This is a genomic window from Bacteroides sp. NSJ-39 (assembly GCF_014287315.1).
Classification (GTDB): Bacteria; Bacteroidota; Bacteroidia; order Bacteroidales; family Bacteroidaceae; genus Bacteroides; species Bacteroides finegoldii.
The window spans coordinates 1-12338 of record NZ_JACOOB010000006.1 but is presented as its reverse complement, the minus strand read 5'-3'; the positions used below and the strand labels follow the sequence as shown (position 1 = coordinate 12338).

Sequence of the window (12338 nt, the reverse complement as noted above, 5' to 3'; positions counted from 1 at the left end):
TTTTTTAAATGTCAGCCGTAAATCATTTCTTCCAGTTCATCGTCCGTCAACAGGCGGATCTCTTCGTCCGAACAATAGTAAGCGATTTCTTCGTCCAAATCGAATGCTGCCGGATCAAGGCTTCTGATGCCATCCAGCAGTTCCTGTTCCAGTCTTTCTACGGAAACCAGATAGTTCCCATCTTTGCCTTGCACTTCCCGGGCAGGATAGCTCATTTCCCGATAAACCAACATCGTCATTTCCGGATTGGCTTCCTGCTGTCCTTTGCTTGTCGTCTTTCTGTTCATACCTTTATTTTTTAAAGTTTGACATGATCGGCTCCATGGAGCCGGATTTTCGTTTTCTTACTTGCCGGGCTGTCCTTTGTCGGGGATTGAGCAAGGCTTGGCAAAAGAAAATACCGCAGCGAAGCGAGGATGATTTTCTTTTAGCCAACCAGCCCCTGAAAGGGGCCGCCTTGCGCAATCAACCCGACAAATGGCTATATTTGCAGGTAAGAAATTGAAAGAACGGCAGGATATTGTGAATTATAGATTACAAAAAAAGCCATCCCTAGGGGGACGGCTTAATGACTGAATTTGTATACTTATTGTGCAAGACGCTCCTTCACGTTGTTCATTGCTTCTTTCAGGCTGCTGTTCATGACCCGTGCATAATGCTGTGTCATACGTGTGGAGGCATGGCCGAGCATGACGGAAACATCTTGAAGAGGCACATTGTTGGCAAGCGTGACCGTAGTCCCGAAAGTGTGACGGGCTACATGCGTGGTCAGATTCTTCTTAATGCCGCAGAAATCGGCTATTTCCTTGAGGTAGCTGTTCATCTTCTGATTACACATGACGGGCAAACAGCATCCTTTCTTAATGCAGGTCGGATGTTCCTTGTATTTCTCCAATATGGCCAGGGGTACGGGCAGCAATGGAATATTGCTGATGGAAGAGGCCTTCCTACGGTGTTCCAATTTGACCCTTCCTTTTCTTATCCACCAGTCTCCGAGATTGTCCTGTACCAGATTCTCTTTGTTCAGACTGGCAACATCGGAGAATGCCAGACCGGTGAAACACGCGAAGACAAAGACATCCCTGACCAGTTCAAGCCGTGGAATGGTGAATTTCTTTTTCATTACGGTCTGCAACTCGTCATAGGTCAGGAATACCGGATCGGTCTCGTCCTGCTCCATCTTGTAGCCGTAAAAGGGATTCTTGCGTATCCATTCCTTTGCCAATGCCATATTGGTAAATTTCTTGAAGCATTTCATATAACGGACTATGGTGTTCCGGCACAACCCCGCCTCCGTTTTCAGGTAGATGTCAAACGCACGGATGAACTCCGGTGTCAGCTCATGGAAAGTGACATCCTCCTTTCCGTAATAAGAGGGGATGAGCAGCTGTAATTTCTTCACCACGTTCTTATACCGGTTGATCGTGACGGGAGAGTAGTCTATACCCGCCAATGTTTCCATTTCCTTGATGCCTTCCCTCATGGTGCCGAGCAGTGTACGCATTTCGGTGTCTTTCCCGAAAACACGTTTAAGAATCAGTTTTGGGGTAATCAAGGCCTGTTCCAATACCAGTTCCTTGTGTTTTTCCAAGGCGCGTGCGTGCAGTTCGGCAATATAGGCGTTCAGTGCCACTGATGCCCTGTCCCTGCCTTTACTGCATCCTTTGGCGGCGTTCCATAAGTTCAGGGGTACGCTTCTTTGGATACGTACATCGTCATAGTCTCCATTGATGGTTATCCGCATCAATACCGGTGCCTCACCGTTTTTCAACAATTTCGTTTTAAGCACGAAAAACAGAATGTTCATTGTTCCTTGTTTCATCACTTTTGTTTTTTGAGGTGTTACATTCAATTGTTTCGTCAAAACCGGATGGCATGAGGACGTGGAGCGAAATGTTAAATTCGGTGGCTTTTTTGAGGGACTTGTGGAAAAGCCATAAAAATCCCATTTTTCTCAGGTTCGAATTGCCTTTTGTATCCCGGGTTCGATTCCTTTTTTTTATCCCGATGGGAAATACCGAATTTTTAAATTTCTTTCACTTTTTCGACTTCATCCGGTCATGTGTGCAAAATTACTTTTTCACACCGGAGATTGAAATTGTCAAACAGCTGAAAAACAATGAAGTATGGTGCATATTTATGGCTTTTTCAAAAGCCTTAAAAAAAGCCACTGAATTGGCAAAGTCCAACTTCACAAATATGTAGCGGAATGCGTAGTGAGGGTAAAAAAAAGAACCCTTGAACTATCTCTAATTCAAGGGTTTTCATGTGTGAAAAGCATTTATGTACTTTCTTTGGTGGTGTCACCAGGAATCGAACCGGGGACACAAGGATTTTCAGTCCTTTGCTCTACCAACTGAGCTATGACACCAAGATAGTTAACTTGATTCAGTTATTTCTCTTTTGCGGTTGCAAAGGTAGTGAAACTTTTGGAATACACAAATCTTCTGGAAATAAAAAACACTGATAAAAAGTTAGTGGCCTTATTATCAGTGTTATATGGAATGAAAATAATTTTGTTATATACAGAGGTTTCTTATTTCTCCTCCTTTAATGGATTCCATCCTTGTGCTTTTAATTCAAATTCTTGTCCATCGCGGGTAATCAATGCACAACCTAGTTCCGGTTTGGTGATGTGACCTATGAGACGGACACCTTCCATTTGTGAAACCTTCTCGTGGTCGGCGATAGGTACGGTGAAGAGAAGTTCATAATCTTCACCTCCATTCATAGCACATGTAGTCAGATTCATATTGAATTCTTCAGCCATCACAGCTGTTTGATAATCGATAGGGATGTGTTCTTCGTAAACACGGCAGCCGACATTACTTTGTTTGCATATATGCATAAGCTCCGAAGATAGACCGTCAGAGATGTCCATCATGGAGGTCGGGACAATATTTGCAGAAGCAAGTTTCTCAATGATGTCTTTGCGGGCTTCCGGTTTTAACTGACGCTCCAATAAATATTCTTTGCCGGAGAAATCAGGTTGTATGTCCTTTTCACCTTTCAAAACATTTTTTTCCCGTTCCAATAGTTGTAATCCCATGTAGGCGGCTCCCAAATCTCCGCTGACACAAATCAAATCTGTTTCTTTAGCCCCGTTGCGGTATACAACTTTATCTTTGTCTGCATCACCAATACAGGTTATGCTGATGGTAAGTCCGGTGAGGGAAGAAGTCGTATCCCCTCCGACAATGTCGACATTGTATTGCTGACACGCAAGTCGGATACCCGAATAAAGCTCATCCATATCTTCTACGCTGAAACGCTTAGAGAGACCGAGTGATACTGTTATCTGTCGGGGAGTGCCATTCATGGCATAAATATCGGAAAAATTGACTATGGCAGCCTTATATCCTAAATGTTTCAAAGGGACGTATGTCAAGTCAAAATGTACGCCTTCCAGAAGCAGGTCTGTGGTTATCAACATCTGCTTTTCGGAAGAGTAAGAGAGAACGGCAGCGTCGTCGCCCACTCCATATTTGCTGGATTCATTTTTCAGTTCGATTCCTCCGGTGAGACGGTCTATCAGGCCGAACTCACCGAGAGATGCTATTTCAGTTCTCATATAATTCGGGATAGTTGTTTAGGCACGGTTAATAAGTTCACGCATGATTGTAGTCATTTTCGGTTGAGCGGCATCGGCAGCTTTCTGAACTTCTTCATGCGTTACTTCAACGATTTTTCCTTCTACTCCCAAATCGGTAATGACAGAAATACCGAATACTTTGATACCACAATGATTGGCTACAATCACTTCCGGAACGGTGGACATGCCTACAGCGTCAGCACCGAGAATGTGGAATAGCTTATATTCGGCAGGAGTCTCAAAAGTGGGACCTTGTGTACCGATATACACTCCATGCTGAACTTTGATTCCTTTTTCTTTGGCAATCTCGTCCGCTTTATGAATCAGCTCTTTGCTGTATGCTTCACTCATATCCGGGAAACGGGGACCATAAGGGATATTCTTTCCGCGAAGCGGATGTTCGGGGAAATAATTGATATGGTCAGTAATAATCATCAAGTCACCGATTTCGAAATCTGCATTGGTACCACCACTCGCATTAGATACAAACAAGGTTTTGATACCCAATTCACGCATTACACGTACAGGGAAAGTTACTTCCTTCATAGAATAACCTTCATAATAGTGGAAACGACCTTGCATGGCTATAATATCTTTATTGCCAAGTTTGCCGAAGATCAGTTTGCCGCTGTGCCCTTCGACCGTAGATACCGGAAAGTTCGGGATATCCGAATAACTGATTTCATACTTCTCGGTAATTTCATTGGCCAGACTGCCAAGCCCGGTGCCAAGTATGATGGCGGTTTCGGGACTGGTATGCATCTTACCTTTCAGATAAGCTGCGGTTTCTTGTATTTTCTCTAACATAATCGATAATATGTTGGTTAAATTTATCTTGTTGATTCTGTAAAATCTCTATTTCAATAGGCAAGGCATAGATATATGGTTTTAAAGCTTCGTCCAAAGCCGGATGATTAATCAGGCGTGTTACATCCTTCTCGGTAGTGATAATTAACCGATGTTCCCCTTTCAGCTCATTGAACCGTTCTTTGATACGCTGCATATCCCGGCTACTGAAATCGTGATGATCATTGAACTCCAATAAATCTATCTGCTTTGCACTGTCTTTCAGCTTTTCGAGGATAGAGACAGGTGAAGCGATACCGGTCATCAGTAATACATTCGTATCCGTTAATGCGGATAATGGAATCTCTTTGTTCACCGAAGCCATCTCTGCATCCGATGGCTGGGCTGGAAATACCGGTTGCAAATTAGCATATAGGAACGAAGAAAAGAATAACTGCTGGTAGGGATAAAGGTTCAGACGTTTTGCGATAATATTGTAATCAATGGGCTTGATATCCTGCGGACATTTGGTCACAATGACGATTTGTGCACGGTTTTTGCCGCCGACAGGCTCACGTAACCTACCTGCGGGAAGTAATGTGTCATCACAAAATAAGCGATGATAATCTGTTAATAGAATGCTCAGTCCCGGCTTGACATAACGGTGCTGGAAAGCGTCATCCAGCAGAATGATATCTATTGAAGGCTTTTCCAATGCAAGCAACTCCTCTATGCCATGACAACGTTTTTCATCGACCGCTACTGTGACAGATGGAAACTTCTGATGTATCTGGTAAGGCTCATCACCGATACTTTCTGCTGTACTTTCCGGAATGGCAAGCACATAACCTTTCGTGTGCCGTTTATATCCCCGACTCAATACAGCTACATTATATTGATTACAAAGAAGCTTTATCAGATATTCGGTGTGGGGAGTTTTTCCTGTTCCTCCTACGGCTAGATTACCTACACTGATGACAGGTATATCGAAATTCTTTGATTGGAAAAAATTCCAGTCAAAAAGCTTGTTTCTCACCCTTACCGCCATTCCATAGAGCCAGGAGGCAGGATAAAGCCATTTGTGTATCTTGATAAAGTGATCGTCCATGTTTGCGTTTTATTTAATATTCAGTTCAAACGGAACACGTGCCTGAATCATAGATTGTTCTTTCAGGTTCGTTAGCAGACCGAATTGCCGGTAATATTCGCCTAACTTACTTTTCAGTAATTGTGATTCTACGTAATTAGTCGGCTTCGTATCAAGCAGAGAAGACAATACGTCTTTTTTCTCCGGATAAGACACAATGGTGTATCCTCCGACTCTGGCTTTGGCAACAGCAATATCCAATGCTTTATCGATTCCCCCCAATTCATCTACTAATCCCAGTTCTTTGGCGGCCTCACCTGTCCATACACGACCTTCGGCGATCTTTTCTATTGCCTCTTTGGTTGTATGGCGTCCTTCGGCACATCGGGTTATGAAAGTGTCGTATCCTTCGGCTACCATCATTTGGAGCAATGCTTTTTCACCTTCACTGAACGGACGCATGATATTGCCGAAATCCGCATATTTATTCGTTTTTACTACATCATAGCTTAAACCGATTTTATCGGTCAATTCTTTTACATTGGGAACCATACCGAAGATTCCGATGGAACCGGTCAGCGTTGTTGGCTCTGCTACGATTGTGTCGGCACCACAAGAAATGTAATAGCCTCCTGATGCGGCATAGTCACTCATAGAAACAATTACCGGTTTCTTTGTTTTCAGTTCTTTCACCGCATACCAGATTTGCTCGGAAGCAAAAGCACTGCCACCCGGTGAATTGACGCGGAGAACAACGGCTTTCACATCATCATTATCTTTCAGCTTGCGAAGGTCGCGAATGACTTTGGAGCCGACAATACCCTCTTCTGAAGTTGTAGAGCCCGGATAATCTGTAATTTCACCACTGGCATAATAAACTGCTATAATATTCCCGCTTTTATCTTTCGGCACATTTTTCCTTACGTTTATCATGTCACCCAATCCTAACAAAGAAAGATTGTCGTCTTCGTCTATATCTACCAATCTTTTAAGGTAATCGCGTACATCATTGCGATAAACCAACGTATCGGCCAATCCACATCTGACGCTCTCTTCCGCCGGATAGAACATTAACATACGGTCGGCATAGGCTTTTAATGAATCTACGGGAATATTTCGGGAAGCGGAAACGCCTTTGGTAACCTGGCTCCAGATAGAACTGATAAATGCCGTGACCTGTTCACGGTTAGCCGGACTCATCTCTGTAGCGGTGAACGGCTCTACGGCGGATTTGTATGTCCCTACCTTGAATACTTGCATTTCTACTCCAATTTTCTGCAATAAGTCTTTGTAGAACAAAGGGGTGGAGGCAATCCCCCGCCATTCAATCATTCCTTTAGGATTTAGCAGAACCTTGTCGGCTGCACTGGAAAGATAATAAAGCCCTTGAGTGTAAGAGTCGGCATAAGCGATGACAAATTTGCCACTTTCCTTGAAGTCGAGCAGCGCATTGCGAATCTCTTGTAGAGAAGCGTATGATGTCCCCAACGAATTTGCCTGCAGATAAATCCCTTTGATATCCTTATTTTCTTTAGCTTTCTTGATAGACGAAAGAATGTCGTCCAGTCCATACGTGTTGGAATCGTCGTTGAACAACTGTGATAAAATACCTAGTGGATCTTCTTGCGTGCGTTCCACCAACGTTCCGTTCAGGTCGAGTATCATAACGGAGTTCTTTTTGACTATCGTTTCCGTATCCGAAGCAGCCATGATACCAAACAGCGTTACCATGCCGATTATAAATAATACAATACTTGACAAAATGATACCTGTCACTGTGGCAAGTGTAAATTTCAAGAAATCTTTCATTATACTAATAATTTTTTATCAGCTAGTTATTAAGCTAACAAAGATAAATAATTGAGTTGATATTTATTCAATAAGTCGTGCGAATTTTTGTTTTATCACAATGAATCTGTATAAATCGGGTTTTTATCGTTTGAGATTTAAGTATATTTGTCTGTGGTCGACCTTCCTAAATAGAAAGAATTCTTTATTTTTGCAACGTAACTTTTAATGCGGTATCAACTTTAATATCATATTTACCATGAAAAGAAAATCCCCCTTTATGGCTATGGCTTTAATTAGCTTGTTTTTGTATTCTTGCACTCCAACGGAAAAGCAGGAAATCAAGGATTATACTCAGTACGTTAATACTTTTATTGGTGCTGCCGATAATGGGCATACCTTTCCCGGAGCCTGTTGCCCTTTCGGAATGATACAGACTAGCCCCGTGACGGGAGCAGTCGGTTGGCGGTACTGTTCGGAATATGTTTATGAAGATTCTCTGGCATGGGGATTTACACAGACACATCTGAATGGAACCGGATGTATGGACTTGGGAGACATTCTCGTCATGCCGGTAACGGGTACACGTACTCGTGCATGGAATGCTTATCGTAGCCGCTTCTCTAAAGATAAGGAAGCTGCTACTCCGGGTTATTATACAGTTGAACTTTCCGATCCTCAAGTGAAAGCGGAACTGACCGCTTCTATCCATGCAGCCCTTCACCGTTATACTTATCATAAAGCCGATTCCGCTTCTGTTCTGATAGACTTGCAGCATGGTCCTGCATGGAGAGAAGAACAATATCATTCACAGGTCAACAGTTGTGAAGTAAACTGGGAAGATGCGCAGACACTGACCGGGCACGTCAATAACACAGTATGGGTGGATCAGGATTATTTCTTTATCATGAAATTTAATCGTCCGGTAGTCGATTCGCTTTACCTGCCGATGGGCAAGACTGAAAAAGGAAAACGCATCATTGCGACTTTCGATATGCAACCGGGAGATGAGTTGATGATGAAAGTAGCCCTTTCCACTACCGGTATAGAAGGTGCCAGAAAAAATTTGGAGGCGGAAATTCCCGCTTGGGATTTTGAGGGAGTGAAAACTGCCGCTCATGATGAATGGAATAATTATTTGAGTCGTATTGACATAGACGGTACGGATGATGAAAAGACAAATTTCTACACCTGTTTCTATCATGCATTGATTCAGCCTAACCAGATTTCGGATGTAGACGGTATGTATCGCAACGCTGCCGATTCAATAGTAAAAGCGGGAACGGGTGTTTTCTATTCTACCTTCTCTTTGTGGGATACCTATCGTGCTGCCCATCCATTCTATACATTAGTGATCCCCGAACGTGTGGATGGTTTTGTCAATTCGTTGATCGAACAAGGTGAAGTGCAGGGTTTCTTGCCTATTTGGGGATTATGGGGTAAAGAGAATTTCTGTATGATTGGTAATCACGGTGTATCAGTCATTGCCGAAGCTTATCGTAAAGGATTCCGTGGCTTTGATGCTGAACGTGCTTTCAATATAATAAAGAAGACGCAGACGGTGTCTCATCCGTTGAAATCCAATTGGGAAGTTTATACAAAATATGGCTATTTCCCGACAGATCTGATAAAAGCTGAATCTGTATCTTCTACTTTAGAGTCGGTATATGATGATTATGCAGCTGCCGATATGGCACATCGTCTGGGTAAAGAGGAAGATGCGGCATATTTTGCAAAGCGTGCTGATTATTATAAAAATCTGTTCGATCCGCAGACGAAGTTCATGCGTCCGCGTAAGGCTGACGGAACCTGGAAGGCTCCATTTAATCCAAGTGCGTTAGGACATTCTGAAAGTATCGGTGGAGATTATACAGAAGGAAATGCATGGCAATATACTTGGCATGTACAACATGATGTACCGGGACTGATCAGTTTGTTTGGTGGTGAAGTGCCTTTCCTGAATAAGTTAGATTCTTTGTTTACCGTTAAGTTGGAGGGCGAAAGTCTGTCAGATGTAACCGGACTGATCGGTCAGTATGCTCATGGTAATGAGCCTAGTCATCATGTAACTTATTTATATGCACTGGCAGGTCGTCCGGAACGTACACAAGAACTGGTTCGTGAAATATTCGATACTCAATACAAGAATAAACCTGATGGACTTTGTGGAAACGATGATTGCGGACAGATGTCTGCCTGGTATATGCTTAGTGCGATGGGATTCTATCCGGTAGATCCGGTAAGTGCGGAATATGTATTCGGTGCCCCACAGTTGTCGAAGATGACCTTGCATCTGGCCGATGGAAAGACTTTCACGATTATTGCGGAGAATTTGTCGAAAGAACATAAATATGTAGATAGTATTACATTGAATGGCGAACCATATACAAAGAAAACGATTTCGCATGAAGATATTGTAAAAGGAGGAACGCTGGTTTATAAGATGAAGTAATCAAAAGAGATAATGCAAAGCTTGCAAAATACATCTCTTTTAAAACGAGTTATTCAAGTTTTAATTAAATAATTTGTTTATTTTATTTTTGCATCATTCTTCTTATAATTTGATAACTACTATAATTAAAACCATGAAAAAACTGAAGATTTTATTATTCTTGTGTGTTGTCGCATGTACGCTTACGGTACAGGCGCAAAAACAATTTACTTTGAACTCTCCGGATGGAAAGATTCAAACAACGATTACTGTAAGTGACAAGCTGACTTATGACATCTGCTGTTACGGACGGCAGATCCTTGCTCCTTCTCCGATTTCGATGACATTGGATAACGGAGAAGTCTGGGGAGAGAAAGCAAAGTTGTCTGGCACTTCCGGGAAAAAAGTAGATCAGATGATTCCTTCTCCTTTCTATCGTGCCAGTGAATTAAGAGACCACTATAATGAACTGACTCTTCGGTTTAAAAAAGACTGGAATGTAGAGTTCCGTGCGTACAATGATGGTATTGCTTATCGCTTTGTCAGCCGTGCGAAGAAACCTTTCAACGTGGTAGATGAAACAGTAGATTATCATTTTCCATCCGATATGGTAGCTTCTGTACCTTATGTAAAAACAGGAAAGGACGGTGATTATAACTCTCAATATTTCAATTCATTCGAAAATACTTATACTACCGATCCATTATCGAAGCTGAATAAAAAACGTTTGATGTTTTTGCCATTAGTCGTGGATGCCGGTGAAGGCGTTAAGGTTTGTATCACAGAATCCGATTTGGAGAATTATCCCGGCCTCTATTTGTCTGCTATTGAAGGAGAAAATCGGTTGACGGGACGTTTCGCTCCATACCCCAAGAAGATGGTGCAGGGCGGACACAATCAACTTCAAATGTTGGTGAAAGAACATGAAGCTTACATTGCCAAAGTAGATAAACCCCGGAATTTCCCGTGGCGCATGAGCATTGTTACCACTTCCGATAAGGATTTGGCAGCAAGCAACTTGAGCTATTTGTTGGCTGCTCCTTCCCGTCTGACGGATATTTCATGGATCAAACCCGGTAAAGTGGCATGGGATTGGTGGAATAACTGGAACTTGGATGGCGTTGATTTTGTGACCGGAGTAAATAATCCGACTTATAAAGCCTACATTGATTTTGCTTCTGCAAACGGTATTGAATATGTGATACTTGATGAAGGCTGGGCGGTAAATCTGCAAGCGGATTTGATGCAAGTGGTGAAAGAGATTAATCTGAAAGAATTGGTAGATTATGCAGCCTCCAAAAATGTAGGCATCATTCTTTGGGCCGGTTATTATGCTTTCGAGCGTGATATGGAGAACGTTTGCCGTCATTATGCCGACATGGGAGTAAAAGGTTTTAAGGTCGATTTTATGGATCGTGACGATCAGCTTATGACTGCGTTCAATTATCGGGCTGCCGAAATGTGTGCTAAATACAAACTGATCCTCGACTTGCACGGAACGCACAAACCGGCCGGTTTGAATCGTACTTACCCGAATGTATTGAACTTTGAAGGTGTCAATGGTCTGGAACAGATGAAATGGAGCCCGGCTTCGGTGGACCAGGTGAAGTATGACGTGATGATTCCTTTCACTCGTCAAGTATCCGGTCCGATGGACTACACTCAAGGGGCGATGCGCAATGCTTCGAAAGGTAACTATTATCCTTGCAATTCAGAACCGATGAGTCAGGGAACTCGTTGCCGTCAACTTGCTCTGTATGTTGTATTTGAATCTCCTTTCAATATGTTGTGTGATACGCCGAGCAACTATATGCGCGAACCGGAATCAACAGAATTTATTGCTGATGTTCCGACAGTGTGGGATGAAAGTATCGTGCTTGATGGTAAGATGGGAGAGTATATCGTAACAGCACGCCGGAGTGGAAATGTCTGGTATGTAGGTGGAATCACCAATTGGACGGCACGTGACGTCGAAGTGGATTGTTCCTTCTTGGGCGACAAAACATACGATGTTACATTATTTAAGGATGGAATGAATGCCCACCGGGTTGGACGTGATTATAAATGCGAATCTTTCCGGATAAAAAATGACAGTAAGTTGAAAATTCATTTGGCACCCGGAGGTGGTTTTGCACTGAAGATCAAATAATAGTTACTTTAGGGTCTATATTCTATCTAAATATTGAACGGATTTGATAAGTCTGAAAATAGGTGGGAGTGCGTCAAAACTTTTATAAACTAAAAACCACCCTCGCTACAGATAGTTGTAGTGAGGGTGGTTTTGGTAAAAAGTGAGTTCTGCCCCATTTCTATTATCAATCAACTTCCTATTGTTTACAGCTTTCCTGTGTATCATTCACCTTATATCTTATTGTTTTTCCCTTACTCATAGCCATTCCTTCCTGCTACTATCTGCGTCGTTGCACCAGAGTGAACAGATCGTAGCACTCTGCAGGGCAGACGCATTAAAAATTATTTTCCTGTAAAAGTTGTGATAAATATTTTTCATCCCATCCGGCTTTTAGTCTTTTCGGATTCTCCATAATAGATCCATAACTGACTACAGTGCATGTTCTTGTCTCAATCCTTCCATGTCCGGTGTTTTCCGACACATGCCTGGTGACTCTATTGATTATTTCATCTTTATCCTGATA

Annotated in this window: 9 protein-coding genes, 1 tRNA gene and 1 pseudogene; 3 read left to right on the top strand and 8 right to left on the bottom strand. The window is 42.5% G+C overall.

Going from position 1 to position 12338, the window contains the following annotated elements; all coding sequences use genetic code 11:
- Positions 1 to 11 precede the first annotated feature (11 nt).
- Positions 12 to 287, bottom strand: a complete 276-nt coding sequence (locus H8S63_RS08515) for a hypothetical protein (protein WP_007838828.1) — start codon at positions 285 to 287, stop codon at positions 12 to 14.
- A gap of 35 nt (positions 288 to 322) precedes the next feature.
- Here H8S63_RS08515 and H8S63_RS08510 point away from each other — a divergent pair, with 35 nt between their 5' ends.
- Positions 323 to 505 (top strand): hypothetical protein, encoded by a 183-nt coding sequence (locus H8S63_RS08510; RefSeq protein WP_229038421.1) that lies wholly within the window; start codon positions 323 to 325, stop codon positions 503 to 505.
- A gap of 81 nt (positions 506 to 586) precedes the next feature.
- Here the strand turns inward: H8S63_RS08510 and H8S63_RS08505 are convergent, their stop codons facing one another.
- The 6 genes from H8S63_RS08505 to sppA form a co-directional block, all read right to left on the bottom strand.
- Entirely contained in the window at positions 587 to 1822 is a 1236-nt protein-coding gene (locus H8S63_RS08505; protein ID WP_007838832.1) for a site-specific integrase, read from the bottom strand.
- Positions 1823 to 2295: 473 nt separating this feature from the next.
- Positions 2296 to 2371: transfer RNA gene (locus H8S63_RS08500), tRNA-Phe, on the bottom strand.
- Positions 2372 to 2536: 165 nt separating this feature from the next.
- Complete coding sequence (gene thiL, locus H8S63_RS08495) at positions 2537 to 3571, bottom strand: thiamine-phosphate kinase (RefSeq protein ID WP_186926484.1); 1035 nt, start codon at positions 3569 to 3571, stop codon at positions 2537 to 2539.
- A gap of 18 nt (positions 3572 to 3589) precedes the next feature.
- Positions 3590 to 4399 carry a purine-nucleoside phosphorylase gene (locus H8S63_RS08490; RefSeq protein ID WP_186926483.1) on the bottom strand — a complete coding sequence of 270 codons (810 nt, stop codon included), beginning with the start codon at positions 4397 to 4399 and terminating at the stop codon, positions 3590 to 3592.
- Positions 4356 to 5486: a tetraacyldisaccharide 4'-kinase gene (lpxK, locus tag H8S63_RS08485; protein ID WP_186926481.1), complete on the bottom strand. Its 1131-nt coding sequence runs from the start codon at positions 5484 to 5486 to the stop codon at positions 4356 to 4358. The genes H8S63_RS08490 and lpxK overlap by 44 nt, the downstream gene beginning before the upstream one ends.
- Before the next feature lie 9 nt (positions 5487 to 5495).
- Positions 5496 to 7274 (bottom strand): signal peptide peptidase SppA, encoded by a 1779-nt coding sequence (gene sppA, locus H8S63_RS08480; RefSeq protein WP_186926479.1) that lies wholly within the window; start codon positions 7272 to 7274, stop codon positions 5496 to 5498.
- Positions 7275 to 7512: 238 nt separating this feature from the next.
- On the opposite strand from sppA, the gene H8S63_RS08475 reads away from it, so the two are divergent.
- Both H8S63_RS08475 and H8S63_RS08470 read left to right on the top strand, forming a co-directional pair.
- On the top strand, positions 7513 to 9705 hold the full coding sequence (locus H8S63_RS08475; protein WP_186926477.1) for a GH92 family glycosyl hydrolase: 2193 nt from the start codon (positions 7513 to 7515) through the stop codon (positions 9703 to 9705).
- Positions 9706 to 9838: 133 nt separating this feature from the next.
- A complete protein-coding gene (locus H8S63_RS08470; protein ID WP_186926475.1) occupies positions 9839 to 11833 on the top strand; it encodes a glycoside hydrolase family 97 protein in 1995 nt (664 codons plus the stop codon).
- A gap of 316 nt (positions 11834 to 12149) precedes the next feature.
- Here the strand turns inward: H8S63_RS08470 and H8S63_RS19850 are convergent.
- Positions 12150 to 12338, bottom strand: a pseudogene (locus tag H8S63_RS19850) (hypothetical protein); the annotation flags it as partial.